This is a genomic window from Actinomadura pelletieri DSM 43383, from assembly GCF_003634705.1.
Taxonomy (GTDB): Bacteria; Actinomycetota; Actinomycetes; order Streptosporangiales; family Streptosporangiaceae; genus Spirillospora; species Spirillospora pelletieri.
In genome coordinates this window covers 584946-604022 of the sequence record NZ_RBWU01000003.1, presented here as the reverse complement: position 1 = coordinate 604022, position 19077 = coordinate 584946, and the positions used below count along the sequence as shown (strand labels likewise).

The 19077-nt window shown below is 72.5% G+C and carries 19 protein-coding genes; 11 read left to right on the top strand and 8 right to left on the bottom strand.

What is annotated here, in order from left to right; all coding sequences use genetic code 11:
* Positions 1–93 precede the first annotated feature (93 nt).
* The 3 genes from BZB76_RS15990 (at position 94) to BZB76_RS15980 (ending at position 4119) form a co-directional block, all read left to right on the top strand.
* Complete coding sequence (locus tag BZB76_RS15990; protein WP_121435151.1) at positions 94–2166, top strand: cytochrome c oxidase assembly protein; 2073 nt, start codon at positions 94–96, stop codon at positions 2164–2166.
* 61 nt (positions 2167–2227) lie between these two features.
* On the top strand, positions 2228–3463 hold the full coding sequence (locus BZB76_RS15985; protein WP_246006977.1) for a sensor histidine kinase: 1236 nt from the start codon (positions 2228–2230) through the stop codon (positions 3461–3463).
* Positions 3460–4119: a response regulator gene (locus BZB76_RS15980; protein ID WP_121435150.1), complete on the top strand. Its 660-nt coding sequence runs from the start codon at positions 3460–3462 to the stop codon at positions 4117–4119. Before BZB76_RS15985 ends, BZB76_RS15980 begins: the two co-directional genes overlap by 4 nt.
* A 70-nt stretch (positions 4120–4189) precedes the next feature.
* Here the strand turns inward: BZB76_RS15980 and BZB76_RS15975 are convergent, their stop codons facing one another.
* Positions 4190–5641 (bottom strand): hypothetical protein, encoded by a 1452-nt coding sequence (locus BZB76_RS15975; RefSeq protein WP_121435149.1) that lies wholly within the window; start codon positions 5639–5641, stop codon positions 4190–4192.
* Positions 5642–5742: 101 nt separating this feature from the next.
* On the opposite strand from BZB76_RS15975, the gene BZB76_RS15970 reads away from it, so the two are divergent.
* From BZB76_RS15970 to BZB76_RS15960, 3 genes are read left to right on the top strand one after another with little or no spacing between them, the layout of a single operon-like run.
* Positions 5743–6417 (top strand): response regulator transcription factor, encoded by a 675-nt coding sequence (locus tag BZB76_RS15970; protein ID WP_121435148.1) that lies wholly within the window; start codon positions 5743–5745, stop codon positions 6415–6417.
* Positions 6414–7856, top strand: a complete 1443-nt coding sequence (locus BZB76_RS15965) for a sensor histidine kinase (RefSeq protein ID WP_211343023.1) — start codon at positions 6414–6416, stop codon at positions 7854–7856. Before BZB76_RS15970 ends, BZB76_RS15965 begins: the two co-directional genes overlap by 4 nt.
* A complete protein-coding gene (locus tag BZB76_RS15960) occupies positions 7853–8383 on the top strand; it encodes a hypothetical protein (RefSeq protein ID WP_121435147.1) in 531 nt (176 codons plus the stop codon). The genes BZB76_RS15965 and BZB76_RS15960 overlap by 4 nt, the downstream gene beginning before the upstream one ends.
* 10 nt (positions 8384–8393) lie before the next feature.
* Here BZB76_RS15960 and BZB76_RS15955 read toward each other — a convergent pair whose 3' ends face one another.
* Both BZB76_RS15955 and BZB76_RS15950 read right to left on the bottom strand, forming a co-directional pair.
* Positions 8394–9110, bottom strand: a complete 717-nt coding sequence (locus BZB76_RS15955) for a metal-dependent hydrolase (protein WP_211343022.1) — start codon at positions 9108–9110, stop codon at positions 8394–8396.
* A 175-nt stretch (positions 9111–9285) separates the two neighbouring features.
* A complete protein-coding gene (locus BZB76_RS15950) occupies positions 9286–9636 on the bottom strand; it encodes a winged helix-turn-helix transcriptional regulator (protein WP_121435146.1) in 351 nt (116 codons plus the stop codon).
* Between the two features lie 88 nt (positions 9637–9724).
* Here BZB76_RS15950 and BZB76_RS15945 point away from each other — a divergent pair, with 88 nt between their 5' ends.
* Positions 9725–10348: an NAD(P)-dependent oxidoreductase gene (locus BZB76_RS15945; protein ID WP_121435145.1), complete on the top strand. Its 624-nt coding sequence runs from the start codon at positions 9725–9727 to the stop codon at positions 10346–10348.
* Here BZB76_RS15945 and BZB76_RS15940 read toward each other — a convergent pair.
* From BZB76_RS15940 to map, 3 genes are read right to left on the bottom strand one after another with little or no spacing between them, the layout of a single operon-like run.
* Positions 10332–11423 (bottom strand): DNA polymerase ligase N-terminal domain-containing protein, encoded by a 1092-nt coding sequence (locus tag BZB76_RS15940; protein WP_121435144.1) that lies wholly within the window; start codon positions 11421–11423, stop codon positions 10332–10334. The two genes, BZB76_RS15945 and BZB76_RS15940, sit on opposite strands and share 17 nt — an antisense overlap.
* Positions 11424–11442: 19 nt before the next feature.
* A complete protein-coding gene (locus tag BZB76_RS15935) occupies positions 11443–12132 on the bottom strand; it encodes a ComEA family DNA-binding protein (RefSeq protein WP_121435143.1) in 690 nt (229 codons plus the stop codon).
* Positions 12133–12190: 58 nt separating this feature from the next.
* On the bottom strand, positions 12191–13042 hold the full coding sequence (gene map, locus BZB76_RS15930; RefSeq protein WP_121435142.1) for a type I methionyl aminopeptidase: 852 nt from the start codon (positions 13040–13042) through the stop codon (positions 12191–12193).
* Positions 13043–13110: 68 nt separating this feature from the next.
* Between map and BZB76_RS15925 the strand changes: the two genes are divergently transcribed.
* A complete protein-coding gene (locus tag BZB76_RS15925) occupies positions 13111–13290 on the top strand; it encodes a hypothetical protein (protein WP_121435141.1) in 180 nt (59 codons plus the stop codon).
* A 19-nt stretch (positions 13291–13309) separates the two neighbouring features.
* Here the strand turns inward: BZB76_RS15925 and BZB76_RS15920 are convergent, their stop codons facing one another.
* On the bottom strand, positions 13310–13906 hold the full coding sequence (locus BZB76_RS15920; protein ID WP_121435140.1) for a hypothetical protein: 597 nt from the start codon (positions 13904–13906) through the stop codon (positions 13310–13312).
* Positions 13907–14012: 106 nt separating this feature from the next.
* Here BZB76_RS15920 and npdG point away from each other — a divergent pair, with 106 nt between their 5' ends.
* Both npdG and BZB76_RS15910 read left to right on the top strand, forming a co-directional pair.
* Positions 14013–14717, top strand: a complete 705-nt coding sequence (gene npdG, locus BZB76_RS15915) for an NADPH-dependent F420 reductase (protein WP_121435139.1) — start codon at positions 14013–14015, stop codon at positions 14715–14717.
* A gap of 16 nt (positions 14718–14733) precedes the next feature.
* On the top strand, positions 14734–15819 hold the full coding sequence (locus BZB76_RS15910) for a potassium channel family protein (protein WP_121435138.1): 1086 nt from the start codon (positions 14734–14736) through the stop codon (positions 15817–15819).
* 6 nt (positions 15820–15825) lie between these two features.
* On the opposite strand, the gene panB is transcribed toward BZB76_RS15910, so the two are convergent.
* Positions 15826–16677: a 3-methyl-2-oxobutanoate hydroxymethyltransferase gene (gene panB / locus BZB76_RS15905; RefSeq protein ID WP_121435137.1), complete on the bottom strand. Its 852-nt coding sequence runs from the start codon at positions 16675–16677 to the stop codon at positions 15826–15828.
* Positions 16678–16958: 281 nt separating this feature from the next.
* Here panB and BZB76_RS15900 point away from each other — a divergent pair, with 281 nt between their 5' ends.
* Complete coding sequence (locus BZB76_RS15900) at positions 16959–19076, top strand: SpoIIE family protein phosphatase (RefSeq protein WP_121435136.1); 2118 nt, start codon at positions 16959–16961, stop codon at positions 19074–19076.
* The last annotated feature ends 1 nt before the right edge of the window (position 19077 follow it).

The window sequence follows — 19077 nt, the reverse complement described above, 5'->3', positions numbered from 1 at the left end:
GCCGGGCCGGGCGCGAACCCGGGCGTGACCGGTGCCGTGGGCTCAGTAGGGTAGGGGCCAGCCCCCGTCACCCCGCAGAGAACCCGGCCGATCATGACCACCCAAGGACCCACGGACGCGCACAGGAACAACGTCCTGCGCGTCCTGCGGGCCGCCGCGATCGCGGCGGCCGCGGCAGGCACCGTCCTCGTCACCGGGCTCGTCGTCGGCGGCTCGGTCACCGAGAAGGTCATTCCCGGGCTCGGCGACGCCGGTGAGCTCACCCGGTGGGGCCTGCCCGCGTCCCGGACCGCGATGGACCTGCTGTCCGCGCTGACCGTCGGCGCGCTGCTGGCCGCCGCCGCGCTACTGCCCATCGAGGGCGGCGGGCGCGGGCCCGGCCGCCTGTCCAAGGACGCGGTCGGCTACCTGCACGCCGCGTCCTGGTTCGCCGCCGCCTGGGCCGCCGCCGCCGCGGCGACCCTGGTCTTCACCGTCGCGGACGTTCTCGGCCAGCCCGTCGAGCAGGTCCTCACCGGCAGCGAGCTGAGCAGCTACGTCGGGTCATTGCCCCAGGGCACCGCGCTGATGATCGTGGTGCTGCTCGCGGTCGTCGTGGCGCTGCTGGCCCGCACCACCACCACGCCCGCCGCCGCGTTCGGGCTGCTCGCGATGGCCGGGATCGCGCTGCTGCCCGCGCCGCTGACCGGGCACTCCGCCTCGGCCGCCAACCACACCGTCGCGACGACCGGGGTCGCGCTGCACGTCGCCGCGGTCGCGCCGTGGGTCGGCGGTCTCGCCATCGTCGGTGTGCACGCCCTGCTCCGCCGCGACCGGCTGCCCGTCATGGCGGACCGGTTCAGCCGCATGGCCCTGTGGTGCTACGTCGCCGTCGGCGCCAGCGGTCTGGTGAACGTGATCGCCCGGCTGCCCGACCCGGTCGAACTGGTCGAGACGAACTACGGCAGGCTCGCCCTCGGCAAGATGCTCGCGTTCGCCGCGCTGGGCTGGTTCGGTCACCTGCACCGGACCCGGACGCTGCCCGCGCTCGCGGACGGCAGGCCCTGGGCGTTCGCGCGGTTCGCGTCCGGCGAGATCGTCGTGATGGCCTCCGCCATCGGCCTCGCCGTCGCGCTGGCCCGCACCGCGCCGCCCGCCCCGGCCGAGCCGGAGTCGGTGGTCAAGGCGCTGCTCGGCTACGAGATGCCCCCGGAGATCACCCCGGCGCGGCTGGCGACGCTGTGGCAGCTCGACCTGTTCTTCGCCGCGCTGGTCCTCGTCCTCGGCGGGCTCTACCTCGCGGCCCTCGTCCGGCTGCGCAGGCGCGGCGACAGCTGGCCGATGGCGCGCGCCGTCTCCTGGTTCATCGGGCTGCTGACCATCGTCGTGGCCACCCAGACCGGTGTCGCCAAGTACGCGCCGATCCTGTTCAGCGTGCACATGGTGCAGCACATGGTGCTGAACATGCTGACGCCGATCTTCCTGGTCGTCGGCGCGCCGGTGACGCTGGCGCTGCGCGCCCTCAAACCGGCCCGTGTCCGCGGCGACCGTGGCCCGCGCGAATGGCTGACCGCGATGCTGCACAGCCGGGTCGCCGCGGTCGTCGCGCATCCGGCGGTGGCGACGTTCATCTTCGTGGTGAGCACGTTCGCGCTGTACTTCACGCCGCTGTTCGAGTCCGCGATGCGCAACCATCTCGGGCACATCGCGATGACGGCGCACTTCCTGCTCGCCGGGTTCCTGTTCTTCTGGGTGCTGCTCGGCGTCGACCCCGCGCCGAAGAAGCTGCCCTACCCGGGGCGGCTCCTGCTGCTGTTCGTCACGATGCCGTTCCACGCGTTCTTCGGCATCGCGCTGATGAACCTGAGCCAGGCTCTGGCACGCGGCTGGTACGCGTCCGTGGACCCGCCGTGGGGCACCACGATCCTGGAGGACCAGCACACCGGCGGCGGGATCGCGTGGGCGTTCGGCGAGATCCCGACGTTCATCGTCCTGATCGTCCTGGCGGTCCAGTGGTACATGGACGACCAGCGGCAGGCGCGGCGCGGCGACCGCAAGGCCGACCGTGCCGCGAAGGGCGGCGGACGTCCCGAGGACGACGAGCTCGCCGCCTACAACGCCCGCCTCGCCAAGCTGGCCGAACGCGACCGCGCCGCCGAGGAGCAGGACGACGGCGCCTCGTCCTGAGCCGGCGACTCCCTCTCGCGGGGGAGGGGCCCGGGATGCCTGATCTGCGAGGATCGGTTCCGTGACACGCGTGCTGCGGCCGCTGATCGAGCGGACGACCTGGCTGCGCTGGTCCCACCTCGTCGTGGGCGGCGCCCTGCTGATGCCGTACTGGTTCCTCGGGATCACCCTCGGCTCGGTGCTGCCGGTCGCCAACCAGGTCGTCAACGCCGTGCTGATGTTGCTGGTGTTCCCGGCGGTGGCGACGTTCGTCACCGGGCTCGTGCCGACGGTGCGGCTGCTGGAGGGCTCGCTCGCCAGGGAACTGCTCAGGGGCCCGGCCACGGCGATCGTGCCGGCGCCCGCGCGGTCGTGGGAGAGGCGCGCCCGGACGGGCGCGTGGTTCGCCGTCCACCTGGGCGCCGGGGTGGTGGTCAGCGGGCTGAGCCTCGCCGTCCCGCCGTTCGCGATCGTGCTGATCCTCGCGCCGACGGTGAACTGGGACACGACGTTCCTCGCCGCCTGGGGGTGGGCGGAGACCTGGCCGCAGTGGCCCGCACCGCTCGCCGGGCTGGCGTCGCTCGCCGTGCTGCTCGCGCTGATCGTCGGCGCGGGCGCGCTGCTGTCCCGGCTGGCGCCGCGGCTTCTCGGGCCGTCCGCCGCGGACCGGCTCGCCGAGATGGAGGCCAGGGCCGTCAAGCTCGCCGAACGCAACCGGCTGGCGAGGGAGCTGCACGACTCGGTGGGGCACGCCCTCAGCGTGGTGACGTTGCAGGCCGCCGCGGCGGGCCGGGTGCTGGACGCCGACCCGGAGTTCGCCCGGGAGGCGCTCGGCGCCATCGAGGAGTCCGCCCGCGCCGCGCTGGAGGATCTCGACCATGTGCTCGGACTGCTGCGGGAGGACGCCTCCAGGGCCGCCGCACCGCAGGCCACGCTGAAGGACCTCGGACGGCTGCTGGAGCAGACGAGGATCGCCGGGGTGAAGCTCGACGCGGACGTCGGCGCGGAGGTGGAGCACGTCCCGGCGGCCGTGTCGCGGGAGGCGTACCGGATCGTCCAGGAGGGCCTCACGAACGCGCTGCGGCACGCGGGCAAGGTCCCGGTACGGCTGCGGCTCGGGGTGGAGCGCGAACGGCTGGAGGTGGAGATGAGCAACCCGCTCGGCGCGCCGGGCGGCGCCGCCGCGGGTCACGGCGGCGGGCGCGGGCTCGGCGGCGTCCGTGAGCGCGTCACGGTGCTGCGCGGCGAGATGACGGCCGGGCCGGACGGAGACCACTGGCGGTTCCGTGTCTCGTTGCCGCTAAGGTCCGGAACATGACGATCAAGGTTCTGCTGGTCGACGACGAGCGGTTGATCAGAGCGGGGCTCGCGGCCATCGTCGAGGCCGAGGACGACCTGACCGTGGTCGGGGAGGCCGCGGACGGCGCGGAGGTGCCCGACGCGGTGCGGCGGCTGCGCCCCGACGTGATCCTCATGGACGTGCGGATGCCGCGCCTCGACGGCATCCAGGCCACCCGCCACATCCTGGCCACCGTGCCGGAGCCGCCCCGCATCATCGTCGTCACGACGTTCGAGAACGACGAGTACGTGTACGACGCGTTGAAGGCGGGCGCGAACGGCTTCCTGCTCAAACGGACGAGGCCCGAGGAGATCCTCCAGGCGATCCGGATGGTGACGCACGGGGAGAGCCTGCTGTTCCCGGCGGCGATCCGGGAGCTGGCCGCCCAGCACGGGCCGTCCGACGGCGGGACGGCGAGCGGGGCGGCCTGGCACGGGCAGCTCACCGAGCGGGAGGGCGACGTGCTGCGGCTGATGGCCAAGGGGCACTCCAACGCCGAGATCGCCCAGGAGCTGTTCGTGAGCCCGCAGACGGTGAAGACGCACGTCGGGAACATCCTCGCCAAGCTCCAGGCCCGCGACCGCACCCAGGCCGTGATCTTCGCCTACGAGACGTCCTTCATCACCCCCGGCTGACCGCTACGGCGGCCGCCCGCCCCATCAGAACCGGTCAGCCCATCAGAACCGGTCAGCCCATCAGAACCGGTCAGCCCATCAGGAACGTCATCGCCGCGACGTTGACCCCGGCCAGGGCGGCGGCCACGGCCGCCGCGGCATGGCGTTGTTCCCTCAGCCTGGACAGGGCCAGCAGGCCGCAGAGCAGGACGCTCGCGGCGAGCGCCGCCTCGTGCAAGTGCAACGCGGTGCGGTCGCCGGTCAGGAACATGGTCTCGGGGAAGTCGAACCCGATGAACTTGTGGGTGCGGAGCCGCTCACCCGCGTGGAGGAGGACCCACAGCCCGGTGACCTGGATCGCGAGGGCGGACGCCGCCACGAGCGTCAGGGCCGTCCGGCCGCCCGACCGGACGAGCGCCGCCGCGCCGACCAGGGTGTAGACGAGGGCGAGGCAGGACAGGTAGCGGCCGTAGGCGAAGTTGCCCACCCGGTGCTCGTCCGGCAGGGCGCCCGACGAGGCGTACGCGATCCCGAAGGTCACGGCGAGCAGCACGGCGGGCATGACCTTCTCCGCGGCCGGGGTACCGCGCCGGGACAGCGCCGCCGCGACGACGACGAGCCCGATGCCCGCCAGCCCCCATGTGGAGACGATCAGATACCAGATCTGCCCGGCGGCGCCCGCCCACGTCCACCCCTGCCCCGAGAGGGTGGTGAGCCGCGACTCCAGGATCCCGGCGAGGTCCCGGATGCCGCCCGGATACAGCGCGTCGCGGATCTGCGCGTTGAGCGCGGCGGCCGCCGCGTACCCGGCGAGCGTGACGCCGACGCCCGCGACCGCCGCCCGGACCTTCCGGCGGTCGATCGCCGCGACGGCGACGAGGGCGATGACGTGGACGGCGAGGACGACCATCCCGCGCGTGTGGACCGCCACCGCGTACGACGCGACGAGGCTCCCGAACATCGCGGCCCAGTGGGCCTTCGCCGGGGGGCGGGGGATGTCGCCTTCCGTAGGAGAATCGCCGCGACCGGCGCGGGCGAACCGGTCGAGGGCCAGCAGCCACGCCAGGACGAGCGTCGGCAGGACGGCGTCCACGAGCGCGAAGCAGCCGAAGAACGTCGTGGCGGGCAGCAGCGTGGCGGCGAAGGCCAGGGGCGCCGCCGTGTGGCGGGTGAGGCCGAGCCGCCGCGCCGCCGCGTATCCGAGCGGGAACAGCGCCGCGCCGGCCACGGCGTTGATCAGCATGACGATCCGGTAGACCGTCACCGGGTCGTCCGCCAGCCAGTACGCGGGCGTCAGCAGCAGGGAGTAGCCGCCCTGGTAGAAGGTCTGGCCGGAGAAGTCGCCGCCGGGTCCTCCGGTCAGCCACCGCGCGGCCGTCAGGTAGCCGTTCTCGTCCGGGTTGGCGGCGGAGCCGGTCCTGTCCCGGGCGAACCACAGCCGGACGACCACCTGGACGAGGGCACCCACCACGAGCAGGAGCGTCATGCGGCGCGGGGGAGCGGGCCGGCCGGTCCGGACGGGCCGGAGGAGTGTGGTCGTCATGGCGCCGACGGTTCCACCGGTCTGTCAAGGTCTTGCGAGAGCCATGTCCGGATCCTGTGACAGAACCCGGTTGGTACTCGTGTGTGGCGAATAATGGGCGCGTGGCGAGCATTCTGTTCATCGAGGACGATCCGTCCGCGCGGGTGGCGCTGGAGCTGGCGCTCACCCGGCAGGGCCACGGCGTGACGTCCCGGGCCAGCGGGGAGGACGGCCTGGAGGCCCTGCGCGCCCGCCGGCCCGAGATCGCGATCCTGGACGTGATGCTGCCCGGCATCGACGGCATCGAGGTGTGCCGCCGTATCCGCCGCACGGACTCGCTGCCCGTGATCCTGCTGACGGCACGCGGCGACGACCTGGACGTCGTCCTCGGTCTGGAGGCGGGCGCGGACGACTACGTGGTGAAGCCCGTGGAGCCGCGCGTACTGGACGCCCGTATCCGCGCCGTCCTACGCCGCGCCGACCAGACCCGCCTCGACCGCTCCGTCTACGGCGACCTCGTCATCGACCGGAGCTCCCTCAAGGTCACCAAGGCCGCCAAGGACCTGCGGCTCACCCCGACCGAGCTGCGGCTCCTGCTGGAGCTGACCCGCCGTCCCGGCCAGGCCCTCACCCGGCAGCACCTGCTGTCGGAGGTCTGGGAGCACACCTATCCGGGCGACTCGCGGCTGGTGGACGCCTGCGTCCAGCGTGTCCGCGCGAAGATCGAGGACGAGCCCGCCGAGCCACGCCTGATCGAGACCGTCCGGGGCTTCGGCTACCGGTTCGCGCCGCCGTGATCGGCCTGCGGCCACGGCTGACGGCGGCGTTCACGGCGGTCGCGTTGCTGGCGGCGCTGCTGGCGTCCGGCATCTCCTACGTCCTGCTCAGGCGCGTGATGCTGCACCGCGCCCAGGACACCGTGTTGACCGACGTCCGCAAGACCCTCACCCGGCAGGTCCCGGCCGAGCTGCCACCGGACGTGACCCCGCTGATCGGCGCTCAACTGGAGGAGGCCCTGGAGGCGGTCCCGGGGCGCAAGGCGGCGGCCGTGCCCATGCGCCTGGACGGCGGTGTCGACCTGCCGCCCCGGAACAAGCTGGACGTTCCCGTCACCACCGAGTTCGCCAGACGCGCGATGAACAAGGTGGTCTTCCAGCGCGTCCTCCGGGACGGAGTGCCGTACCTGCTGGTCGGCGCGCGCCTCGACGGCTATGTGACGACCGCCGACGAGCCGCGCCGGACCGTGCCGCCGATGGTGTACGTCTCCGCGAGCCTGAGCCGGGAGGCCGCCGACCTGCGCCTGCTCACCAACGCGCTGGTGGTCGCGGACGCGCTGGCGCTGGCGTCGGCGGTCGTCCTCGCGCTGCTCGCCACCCGCGGCGTGCTGCGTCCGGTGCGGCGGCTCGGCGTCGCCGCCCGCGCTCTCGGCGAAGGCGACCTGGAGACGCGTGTGGAGGTACGGGGCCGCGGCGAGCTCGCCGACCTCGCCCGCACGTTCAACGGAACGGCCGACGCGCTGGAGCGGACGGTGACCGAGCTGCGCGCGATGGAGGCCGCGTCCCGTCGGTTCGTCGCCGACGTGTCCCATGAACTGCGCACCCCGCTGACCTCGATGATCGCCGCGACCGACGTCCTGGCGGAACAGGCGTCCGCGGACGGGGACGCGGACGGCGGCGCGGCGAGGCTGGTCGCGGACGAGACCCGCAGGCTGGGCCGGCTCGTCGAGCACCTCATCGAGATCAGCCGCTTCGACGCGGGCGCCGCCGTGCTCGTCCTCGACGACGTGAACGTCCTCGACGCGGTCGTCGCGACCCTGGCCGCGCGCGGATGGCGCGAGCGGGTGACGGTCGAAGGCCCGGCGGACCTGTTCGCCCGGCTGGACCCGCGGCGGTTCGACGTCGTCCTCGCCAACCTCGCCGGGAACGCGCTCAAGCACGGACGACCGCCCGTGTCGCTGCGGTTCGACCGCGTCGGGCGCGCGGGCGTCGAGGGCGTGGAGGTCGTCGTCACCGACCGCGGACCCGGCCTCCCGGACGACCTGATCGCCGTGGTGTTCGACCGGTTCGTCAAGGCGGAGGCCGCGCGCTCGCGCAGCGACGGCAGCGGCCTCGGACTGTCCATCGCCCGCGAGAACGCCGTGCTGCACGGCGGAACCCTGGAGGCCGCCAACGACCCGGACGGCGGCGCGGTGTTCACGCTCTGGCTGCCCGCCGGTCCCGAGGAGGAACCCGCATGATCCGAGTCCGTGCCGCGCGGTGGACGGCGCTCACGGCGCTGGCGGTCGTGCTGACCGCGTCCGGCTGCGGCATCCGGCCGACCGGGATCGTCGACGCGGGCGACCCGCCCTTCGCCCGCGGGTACGCCGACACGATCACCATCTATCTCGTGCGCGGCGGGATGCTGCGGCCGGTCACGAGGCCCGGCGTCCCCGGACGGCCGTATCTGGCGGTCGAGCAACTGCACGTCCCGACGACGCCCCGGGAACGGGCCCTGGGACTGCGCACCGAGGTGCGTCGCGCATTGACCGTCCAGGCCGTCAGCGACGGTCTCGGGTCGACTTCCGACGGGCATTCTCCGCTGGCCGTCCAGGGGACCGGCCGGTCGTTGTCGCCGGCCTGGTCACGGACGGCGCTCGCGCAGATCGCGTGCACCGCGGAGGCCGTCCCCGGCATCGAAGGCGTCATTCTGGTCCAGGCCACGAACACGGGCGGTGGAGGGGGAAGGCTCGTGTACTGCCGCCAGTTCGCCGATCTGCTGCCCTGACCGCCGCCGCTCAGCCCCGGGTCAGCCACTGGGCGCTGACGTCGCCGAGAACCGATCGGACGGCGAGGACGGCGATGCCGAGGGTGAGGACGGGCATCACGACCCAGCGCTCCACCTTGCCGTCCGTTCTCGGGATGACCGGGACGTCGAGCCGGTACGGAAGCGGCCAGAACACCGGACATCCCCTAGGCGTCAGACAGTCGCCGACGACATGCGCGAAGCACCCGAGCCCGACCGCGAAACCGACGAAACTCATGTCGATCTTGTGCATGAGCCAGACGGCGATGAGGGCGAGGGCACAGTCGGCCAGCGCCGACTGTGGCTCCTTGCCCTCGAAGTCGAGGCCGATGCCCCGCAGCCCCAAGCCGACGATCATGAACAGGCAGGCCCACCAGACGTACTCGTAGTCGGTCGCGAGGAAGTCCATCAACAGACCCATCGCGACCGCGAACACCAGGGAGTGGGTCGCCTGCCGGTGCCCGCCCGACAGCTTTCCGATCCACTTGCACATGTGCTGGGTGATGGGCCCGAACGTGTTGGCGATGCGCCCGTTGTGATGGTCGATGTCGGGCAGGATCGCCGCGCCCGCGCACACCACGGCGCCCGCCGCGACCTGTTCCGCCGACAGCGACACCGCGTAGTCGCCGAGCAGCCGCTCCTGCGCGATCACCGGCACGGCGGCCAGCCATGCCAGCGCGCCGCTGAGGGCGTGCGTCTTGCCCATCATGGTGCCCGTCCCCGCCTTCCAGCACGCCCTTCCGGCACGTCCCGCCGCCGTGTCCGAGCGGGACTCTAACCCGCGACCGGTGGATTTCGACGGCGACGCGCCGAACCGGGCGCTATGCCCATTTGATGCGGGACGCTCGGTGCCGGTTCCGCGCCGCCTTCGTGCCGGTTCCGGGTCAGACGGGGGTGCGTTCGCGGGCCGCGATGACGGCCTCGACGTTCTCCTCCGCCCACTCCGCGATGGCGCCGATCGGGGTCCGGAGGGACTGGCCGAGCGGTGTCAGCGAGTACTCCACCCGCGGCGGGACCTCGGCGAACACCCGTCGCGTGAGGAGGCCGTCGCGTTCCATCGCGCGCAGGGTCTGGGTGAGGACCTTCGGGGTGACACCGCCGATCATGTCGCGGAGCTGGGTGAATCGGCGGGGCCCGTCGCTCAGGCTGAGCACCACCAGTACAGACCACTTGTCGCCGATGCGATCCAGGACGAGCCGGGTCGGGCAGTTGGGGTCGAAAGCGTTGCCCTTCATGGTTTCCAGAGGGTACCGGTGGAACGTTGAAGTAACCAGTTTCTCGTGGATACCGTCACTCGCGATCCACGACGTCCGAGGAGGTCACATGAAGATTCTGTTGATCGGCGCCACCGGAATGATCGGGCGGCGGATCGCGGACGAGGCCCGCCGCCGCGGCCACGAGGTCACCGGCGTCACCCGCGGCGGGAACGAGGGCACGGCCAAGGCCGAGGCGGGCGACGCCGAGGCGATCGCCGGGCTCGCCAAGGGCCACGACGCCGTCGTCCTGGCCGTCGCGCCCCCGCGGGACGGGTCGGACCCCGCCGGCCCGCTGCTGGAGGCCGGGCGCGGCGTGCTCGACGCGCTGCGGCGGGCGGGCGTGCGGCGTCTCGTCGTGGTCGGCGGCGCGGGCAGCCTGCGGGTCGCGGGCGGCGGTCGACACGTCGACTCGCCCTCCTTCCCCGACGCGTACAAGCCCGAGGCGCTGGCGCAGGGCGAACTTCTGGAGCTCGTCCGGGCCGAGGCCGCCGACCTCGACTGGACCTACATCTCGCCCGCCGCCCTGATCCAGCCCGGCGAGCGCACCGGCACCTTCCGGCTGGGCGGTGACGAACTGCTCACCGACGACGAGGGCAACAGCACCATCAGCGCCGAGGACTACGCCGTCGCGCTCGTGGACGAGCTGGAGAAGAACCAGGCCGTCCGGCGCCGCATCACCGTCGCCTACTAGGCCGCCCACCAGGTCGTCCAGTAGGCGAGCCGGGCACGAAACGCCAGGCGTCGGACTCCTCGCCCGGCTCGTACCCCGAGTCGAGGCGCTTGGCGACCACACCCGGGAGCCCCTGCCCGGCGGCGGCGTCGCGCACCGCGTCGCCGTCGCCGGGAAACCACGGCGCGGTCTGCCACCGCGCTCCGGACAGTTCAAGGGCGTCGAGCCGCTCCCGCCGCTCCCGGTACGGCACCTCCAGCAGCGACCGTCCGTCCAGATGCCCCATGTCGTAGATCATGTAGATCTCGCGGCCCTCCAGGACGGCGAGTTCCCCGTCCAGCAGCGCGGGCCGGGCGCCGAGCGCGGCGCCGAGCCGTGACCCCAGCCCGCCGGGACCGTCGACGGCGCGGCCCCGGTCGTCGGTGAACCGCGTCCGGCCGCCCTCGACGTAGGCGACCAACCGCCGGCCACCCCAGGCGAACTCGAAGGCCCACGCGTCCTGGTCGCGGGGCAGCCGGTTCCGCTCCACCGGACGCATCGGGCGCAGTGCCTCCGGCAGCGGCTCGGCCTCCGGGTCCGCGGGCGGGTCCATCCGGTGGATCATCCAGTTCTTGCCGCCCGTCCGGAACAGCACGTACCGGCCCGAGACCCGCGCGCCATGAATGACGATCTTCACCTCGCGCTCGGACCACTTCTCCGTCTCGTACGTGCCCGAGTCCCAGATGGTCATCGTTCCGGCGCCGTACTCGCCGCGCGGGATCTCGCCCTCGAACGTCGCGTACTCCAGCGGGTGGTCCTCGGTGTGCACGGCGAGATGGTTCGTGTCGGGGCTCCACGGCAGGCCCTTCGGCACGGCCCACGACACGAGCACGCCGTCGCGTTCCAGCCGCAGATCCCAGTGCAGGCTGCTCGCGTGATGCTCCTGGACGACGAACGTGTCGTCGTCGCCGCGCGGCACCGCCGCCTCACGCGGCACGGGCTCCGGCGTCCTCCCCGGGTCGCGCCTGCCCCGGTACTCGGCGAGCCGATCTCGCTCGGCGTCCTTTTCGTCCTTTTCGTCGTCTACGTCAGTGCTCTTGCGCTTCTTCGGGGTCACGCCCGGTTCGTACCCGAGATCAGCGGATGAAGACGGCGTGGTCGACGAGGCCGCCGGTGAGGTCCGGGGGCAGGCCCGCCACCGCGGACAGCTCCTCGGCGGACATGAACCCGCCCGTCTCGGCCCGCACCCGCTCGATCTTCGCCGCCAGCTCCGGAGTGATGCCGGGCAGCAGCGTCAGCGCCTCCGCCGGAGCGTGGTTGACGTCGACGAGCCCGCCGTCGTTGTACTGGCGCGGCAGGTCGGGACGTCCGATCCGCAGCTCCTTAGCCAGGCCCGGATCGGTCTCCGCCAGCTCCCGCGCCTTGTCCCGCAGCAGCCGCCGCCGCTTGACCTGCTCCACGACGGCCTCGTTGTCGACGGCCGACAGCCCGTGCGGGTCGAACACCCGGCGGCGGATGAGGAAGGCGTGCGCGCATCCCACCACGGCCAGGATGAACAGCAGCACCCCGACCATGCCCTCGGCGCCGCCGTCCTTCCGGAGGTCGGGGAGCAGGAACAGCATCACCACGAAGACGCCGAGGTAGGCGGCGGTGGAGACCAGCAGATGGACGCTGCGCCGCCACAGCGCCGCCGCCGCGAACGTGAACGGGGTGGCGTAGCCGAGGGTCAGGAACGGCAGCGCCGCCCATGTCACGCTGAGCGCCGCGCGCCCCGGCGGCATACTGTCGGACGGGATCCTCGGCTCGTACGGCGCTGGGGCGTTCATCTCTTGAGGGTCTCCCGACCGGCAGTGGGACGAATCGGACTCTAGATCAAGAGGTCTGTCACGGCAGGGTGAGTATTTCGTGGCCGTCCTCGGTCACCAGCAGCGTGTGCTCGAACTGCGCCGTGCGCCTGCGGTCCTTGGTGACGACCGTCCAGCCGTCCTTCCAGATCTCGTAGTCGTGCGTGCCGAGCGTCAGCATCGGCTCGATCGTGAACGTCATCCCCGGCTCGATGATCGTGGTGGCGTGGGGGTCGTCGTAGTGCGGGACGACCAGCCCGGAATGGAACGTCGTGCCGATCCCGTGCCCGGTGAAGTCGCGGACGACCCCGTACCCGAACCGTTTCGCGTACGACTCGATCACCCGTCCGATCACGTTCAGCGCCCGGCCCGGCCGCACCGCCCGGATGCCGCGCATCATGGCCTCCCGGGTCCGCTCCACCAGCAGCCGCGACTCCTCGTCCACGTCACCGCACAGGAACGTGGCGTCGGTGTCACCGTGCACGCCGCCGATGAACGCGGTGATGTCGACGTTGACGATGTCGCCGTCGCGCAGGACCGTGTCGTCCGGGATGCCGTGGCAGATCACCTCGTTGATCGACGTGCACAGCGACTTGGGGAAGCCGCGGTAGCCCAGCGTGGACGGGTAGGCGCCGTGGTCGAGGAGGAACTCGTGCCCGATGACGTCCAGTTCGTCGGTCGTGACGCCCGGCCGGACGTGCCGCCCGACCTCCTCCAGCGCCTGTGCGGCGATTTTCCCGGCCACCCGCATCCGCTCGATGATCTCGGGCGTCTTCACGTCGGGCTCGCCGGTCTTCGGGCGCTTCTTCCCCACGTACTCGGGCCGCGGAATGTTCGACGGGACCTTGCGCATGGGGGAAACGTGTCCGGGCCGGAGAAGCTGGGTCGTCATGGTGAAAGTGTAGTCAGCGGGATCGCGGCAACGAATCCCGAGCCGACGCAAGATCGAAAGGAGCGCCGATGGCCGGTGACGACGGTGACTGGTGGTTCTGCCTGAAGCACATGAAGGTCGAGCACGGGCCCGGCTGCCCTGGCAAGGACCGCATGGGCCCCTACGAGTCCGAAGGCGCCGCCGCGGGCGCCCTCGACCGGGCGCGCGAACGCAACGAGGCCTGGCGCGAACAGAACGCCGACGACTAGGGCGAGGGGCCGGAGCCGTTCAGTCGACGACGGGCCCGGACACCGCGTCGAGCAGTCTTGCGAGGCGGCTGCGCAGCCCCCGCGGGGTCCGCGCCGGCTCCTGCCCGGCCGCCGCGCTGACCAGATGCTGCGCGCCGTCGAACGACAGGAGCGTCTCCTCCGGCGGGACGGTCAGCGCCTCGTGGGCCAGGCCCCGCAACTCGCGGTCGCCGCCCTCCAGGGCCAGGATGGTCGCCCCCACGCGGCGGGCGTCGTCCACCCGCTCCAGCAACGGGACGGGCGCGTCGTCCTCCGCGACGACCAGCAGCGTCTCGCCGCGCCGCGCCGCCTCCAGCCGCGCCGGACCGATCCGCAGGTGCGGGGGCGCGTCCGGGGGCGGCGCCCAGCGCACCAGCGTCGGCGCGAGGCCGGGGGCGTCGCCGAGCCGGCTCTCGTCGTCCAGATGCGCCGCCAGATGCCAGGGATCGTCGCCGGGCGTGCCGACGAGGAGTAACCCGCCCGGTGTACGGGACGTGACCCGCAACGCGCGGCCGAACTCAGCGGTCCGCTCCAGCCAGCCCGTCGTCGACAGGACCTCGCGCAACATGACGATCTGCTCGGCGTCCACGGTGACCATGGTGCCCCACCAGGCCGTCGTGACAGGCCCCTTTCCGTGATGTACGCGGTGATGTACGCGGCCCCGGCGCGCGCCGCCGACCGGCCCGCCTGGCAGACTCGGCGGCATGACGGAGCAGCAGAAGACGGCTCACGACCTCCCCGACGTGAGCGGCCTGACGATCGGCATCCTCGGCGGCACCGGGGACCAGGGCAAGGGGCTCGCGCGCCGGTTCGCGCTCGCCGGACACCGGGTGACGCTCGGCTCGCGCAAGGCCGAACGCGCCCAGGCCGCGGCCGACGAACTCACCTCCGGGGCGGACACGGACCTGCCCGTCTCCGGCGCCGACAACGCGGAGGCCGCCGGACGGTCCGACGTCGTCATCGTCGCGGTGCCATGGGACGGGCACCGGGCCACGCTGGAGTCGCTGCGCGCAGAACTCATCGGCAAGATCGTCGTCGACTGCGTGAACCCGCTCGGCTTCGAGAAGGGCAAGGGCGCGTTCGCGCTGCCCGTCGAGGAGGGCAGCGCCGCCGAGCAGGCCGCCGCCGTCCTGCCCGACAGCCGCGTCGTCGCCGCGTTCCACCACGTCTCCGCGAAGCTGCTGCTCGACCCGGGCGTGGCCGAGATGGAACTGGACGTCCTCGTCCTCGGAAACGACCGGGAGGCGACGGACCTCGTCCAGGCCCTCGCGGGCCGCGTCCCCGGCATGCGCGGCGTCTACGGCGGGCGCCTGCACAACGCCCACCAGGTCGAGGCGCTCACCGCCAACCTCATCTCCATCAACCGTCGCTACAAGGCCCACGCGGGCCTGCGCGTCACCGACGTCTGAGCGTTCCGGGCCGAGGATGAACGATCCGGACACGGCCAAGGGCCCCCTCGTCCTGCTGCCGTCGGCCGGGGCGGGCCCGCTGCGCGCGGTCGGCAGGCGGGTCGGTGTCGCCCTGCTGCTGCTCTTCGCCGTGGTGGCCGTCGTGTACGTCGACCGCGACGGCTACCGCGACAGCTCGGGCGGGACCCTGTCGCTGCTCGACGCCTTCTACTACGCCACCGTGACCGTCTCCACCACCGGGTACGGCGACATCACCCCGGTCGGCGACGCCGCCCGGTTCGTCAACATCGTCTTCATCACGCCCGTACGGGTACTGTTCCTCATCGTCCTCGTCGGCACCACACTCGAGGTGCTCGCGGAACGCACCCGCCAGGACTGGCGCAGATCCCGTTGGAGGACGCGCGTGCGCGACCACATCGTGGTGGCCGGCTACGGCACGAAGGGCCGCAGCGCCATCAAGACCCTGCTGAGCACCGGCGTCGACCGCGGCTCGATCGTCGTCGTCGACCCCGATCCGCGTGTCGTGGCGGAGGCGACGGAGGCCGGCTTCGTCGGCATCGTCGGGGACGCGACGCGCAGCTCCGTGCTCCGTCAGGCCGCCGTCCAGCGCGCCCGGGAGGTCGTGGTCGCCAGCGCCCGCGACGACACCGCCGTCCTGATCACCCTGACGGCGCGGCAGCTCAACCCCACCGCCGGAATCCAGGCGGCGGTGCGCGAGTCGGAGAACGTCCCGCTGCTGCGGCAGTCCGGCGCCGACCATGTGGTGACGTCCTCGGAGGCGGCCGGACGGCTGCTCGGGGTGTCCACCGTCCAGCCCGCCGTCAGCGGGGTCATCGAGGACCTGCTGGAACGCGGCAGCGGCCTCGATCTCGCCGAACGCGAGGTGGACCGGGACGAGATCGGCGGCCCGATCGGCGCGGTCGGCCAGCCGGCACTCGCGATCGTCCGCGGCGGCCGGACGTTCCCGTTCGACCACCCCGAATGCGCGAAGCTCCACGCCGGCGACCGGCTGATCGTCGTGCGTTCCACCCACCGCGCGGGGACGGAAGCCGGCACGGGTGACGGGCCTCCCGGTCAGGAACCCCGGGAGGCCGGTTCCTGACGGCGCTCAGCGGTAGGTGTGCTCGGGCGCCGGGTAGACGCCGCTCACCACCTCGTCGGCGTAGCTGCGGGCCGCCTCACTGAGCAGCGTGTTCATGTCCGCGAACCGCTTGACGAACTTCGCGGTGCGGGGGGTGAGCCCCGCCATGTCCTGCCACACGAGGACCTGCGCGTCGGTCTGGTTTCCGCCGCCGATGCCGATCGTCGGGATGGCCAGCGACGCCGTCACCCGGGCGGCGAGATCCTCGGGCACGCATTCCAGCACGACGGAGAACGCGCCGGCCGCCTGCAACGCCTTCGCGTCCGCCATCAGCTCGTCGCCGTCCTGCCCGCGGCCCTGCACCCGGTAGCCGCCGAAGGCGTTCACCGACTGCGGAGTGAGGCCGAGATGACCCATCACCGGGATCCCGGCGGCGACCATCGCCTCCACCTGCGGGATGATCCGGCGGCCGCCCTCCAGCTTCACCGCGTGCGCGCCGGTCTCCTTGAGGAACCGGGTCGCGGCGGACAGCGCCTCGGGGACGCCCGTCTGGTACGAGCCGAACGGCAGGTCCGCGACCACCATGGCCCGCTTGGAGCCGCGGACGACCGCCGCGGTGAGCGGGATCAGATCGTCCACGGTGACGGGGATGGTCGAGTCGTAGCCGTACACGACCATCGCGGCGGAGTCGCCGACGAGCAGCACGGGGATGCCGGCCTCGTCGAAGATCCGCGCCGTGAGCGCGTCGTACGCGGTGAGCATCGGCCACTTCTCGTGCCGCTCCTTGGCGGCGGCGATGTCGCGTACGGTCACCCTGCGTCCGCTCGTACCGCCGTACAGTGCGGTCGGACGGCTGGAGGGTGCGACAGAAGAAGACATGCGAACCTCCGGTCTTGAGGCGCCACGGTGGCGTACCCAGACGGAACCGATCGTGCCACTTCCCCAACGATTCGGGTAGTCCCGCCATTCCCGTACGGACCCCACGGGGAGGGGCGATCCGACCGTCGGGCGTCCGGAATGTGGCTCGGAGAGACATTCACGGAAGGGATTTCGGCGTGGTAAGCGTGATCTTCTCCCCTTGAAACGGTGTCATGCCCCATACTGTCGCTGGGTAGGGCTCAAACGATCGGCTGTCTGGAGCGCGTCAGGTGAGATCCGTCATGGCGCCGCGAGGCGAAGCCCCCGCGACCGATTCCGCGTCCCGGACCCTGGTGCTGGGCATCGACGGTGCCCGGCGGATCGTGCAGTGCGGGCCGAACGCCAGGGCCGTCATCGGCCGTGCCCCCGAGGACCTGATCGGCCATCCCGCCACCGCGCTGGTGAGCGAGGACGCCAAGGCCGAACTCGACGCGCTCCTGGAGAAGGGCGACGGCGGGCAGGAACGCAACGGCGTGATCACGGTACTGCGCGGCGACGGTACCTCCACCGAGGCCGTCGTGACCGCGCAGCCCCTTGTCGGCGGCGACTCCGGCGCCGCGCCCGCGACGCTGCTGTTCGTCCGTGTCGCGCTGCCGCCGAGCGAGCGCTACCAGGACCCGGCGCTCATGCGGCGCGCCCTGATGGACGACCAGCTCACCAGGTTCGGCGCGTCCCTCGACCTCGACCAGTCGGCGCGCGGACTCGTCGACGTCGTCGTCCCGCACTACTGCAACGCCGCGTCCGTCCTCGTGCTGGAGAGCCTCGTCGCCGCGGACGAGGTGCACGCCGAGTCCGGGTCGGCGGTGCTGCGCCGCGTCGCCGTCAGTTCCGACGACGGGAACGCGGCGTGGACGTCGACGTTCCCCGTCGGCGAGGTCCTGGTGTTCCCCGAGGGCACCCCGTACCGGCAGGTGATGGACACGGCACGGCCCGTCCATCTGCCGCACATCGACGTGGACGAGGCGTCCGAGATCGGACGGCTCTGGCGGCGCGGCCCGGCGGGCGAACTGCTGACCGGCGTGTCGATGGTGCTGCTGCCGATGATCGCGCGGGACACGCTGCTCGGCTTCATCGCCTGCACCCGCGTCCCCGGGTTCCGCAAGTTCGACCGCTACGACGTCGAGATCGGCATGGAGTTCGCGACCCGCGCCGCGATCGTCATCGACAACGCGCGACGGTTCAGCCGCGAACGCGCCACCGCGCTCGCCCTGCAACGCAGCCTCCTGCCGAACCGGCTGTCGGCACCGTCGTCGGTCGAGGTCAGGCACCGCTACCTGCCCGGCAGCAAGCTCGTCGAGGTCGGCGGCGACTGGTACGAGTCGATCGCGCTGCCCGGCGCCCGCGTCGCCCTCATCGTCGGCGACGTCGCCGGGCACGGTGTCCGCGCCGCCGTCACCATGGGACGGCTACGCACCGCGCTCCACACGCTCGCGAACCTCGAACTGCCGCCCGCCGACGCCCTGCACGTCATGCACGAGCTGATGATCGAGCTGGGCGAGCAGGAGCCGCACTTCGCGACCTGCGTGTACGCGGTGTACGACGCGACGACCGGCACCATCGAGATCGCGTCCGCCGGGCATCTGCCGCCGCTGCTCGCCGGCCCGAACGGCGACAACGACTACCTCAAGGTCCCGCCCGCGCCGCCGCTCGGCGTCGCGGGCGGCGCCGCGATCGAGAGCCGCGAGTTCACCGTCGAGGACGGCAGCCTGTTCGTCATCTACACCGACGGCCTGGTGGAGAACCGGGGCCGCGACATCGACGACGGCCTCGCCCGCCTCCAGACGATCTTCGGCCCCGACTCGGTCGACCACTCGATGGACGACCTCGCGAAGGCCACCCTCGCGGGCGTGTACGCCGACCAGCACCGCGACGACATCGCCGTCCTCATCGCCCGGCTGCGCCGCCTCCCCGAGGACCGTTTCGCCTCCTGGACGCTGCCCGCCGACCCGGCCGCCGTCCGCCGCGCCCGCGGCCTCGTCCGCAGCAAGCTCGCCGAGTGGGACCTGGAGGAGCTCGACTACACCACCCAGCTCCTGGCGTCCGAGTTGATTACGAACGCGTTCCGCTACGCGCCGGGCCCGATCGAACTTCGGCTCCTCCTGGAGCGCACCCTGGTCTGCGAGGTGCTGGACCGGTCCGCGGCGCTGCCTCGCCTGCGCCGCGCCGAGGACGACGACGAGAACGGTCGCGGGCTCCTCGTCGTCAGCCAGCTCGCGCACCGCTGGGGCACCCGCCGCACCGCCGCCGGAAAGGTCGTGTGGTGCGAGCAGATCGTCCCCGGCGTCGACCCGGACGCGTCCGAGCAGGTCGAGGGCTGGCCCGGCGAGTCCTGGCCCGGCGAGAACCACCACCGGGAGTAGG

Excerpts from the sequence above, each read along its gene's own strand:
- BZB76_RS15990 (WP_121435151.1), top strand. The coding sequence starts at position 94 with ATGACCACCCAAGGACCCACGGACGCGCACAGGAACAACGTCCTGCGC.
- BZB76_RS15980 (WP_121435150.1), top strand. The coding sequence starts at position 3,460 with ATGACGATCAAGGTTCTGCTGGTCGACGACGAGCGGTTGATCAGAGCG.
- BZB76_RS15975 (WP_121435149.1), bottom strand. The coding sequence starts at position 5,641 with ATGACGACCACACTCCTCCGGCCCGTCCGGACCGGCCGGCCCGCTCCC.
- BZB76_RS15960 (WP_121435147.1), top strand. The coding sequence starts at position 7,853 with ATGATCCGAGTCCGTGCCGCGCGGTGGACGGCGCTCACGGCGCTGGCG.
- BZB76_RS15955 (WP_211343022.1), bottom strand. The coding sequence starts at position 9,110 with ATGATGGGCAAGACGCACGCCCTCAGCGGCGCGCTGGCATGGCTGGCC.
- BZB76_RS15950 (WP_121435146.1), bottom strand. The coding sequence starts at position 9,636 with ATGAAGGGCAACGCTTTCGACCCCAACTGCCCGACCCGGCTCGTCCTG.
- BZB76_RS15945 (WP_121435145.1), top strand. The coding sequence starts at position 9,725 with ATGAAGATTCTGTTGATCGGCGCCACCGGAATGATCGGGCGGCGGATC.
- BZB76_RS15935 (WP_121435143.1), bottom strand. The coding sequence starts at position 12,132 with ATGAACGCCCCAGCGCCGTACGAGCCGAGGATCCCGTCCGACAGTATG.
- map (WP_121435142.1), bottom strand. The coding sequence starts at position 13,042 with ATGACGACCCAGCTTCTCCGGCCCGGACACGTTTCCCCCATGCGCAAG.
- BZB76_RS15925 (WP_121435141.1), top strand. The coding sequence starts at position 13,111 with ATGGCCGGTGACGACGGTGACTGGTGGTTCTGCCTGAAGCACATGAAG.
- BZB76_RS15920 (WP_121435140.1), bottom strand. The coding sequence starts at position 13,906 with ATGGTCACCGTGGACGCCGAGCAGATCGTCATGTTGCGCGAGGTCCTG.
- npdG (WP_121435139.1), top strand. The coding sequence starts at position 14,013 with ATGACGGAGCAGCAGAAGACGGCTCACGACCTCCCCGACGTGAGCGGC.
- BZB76_RS15910 (WP_121435138.1), top strand. The coding sequence starts at position 14,734 with ATGAACGATCCGGACACGGCCAAGGGCCCCCTCGTCCTGCTGCCGTCG.
- panB (WP_121435137.1), bottom strand. The coding sequence starts at position 16,677 with ATGTCTTCTTCTGTCGCACCCTCCAGCCGTCCGACCGCACTGTACGGC.
- BZB76_RS15900 (WP_121435136.1), top strand. The coding sequence starts at position 16,959 with ATGGCGCCGCGAGGCGAAGCCCCCGCGACCGATTCCGCGTCCCGGACC.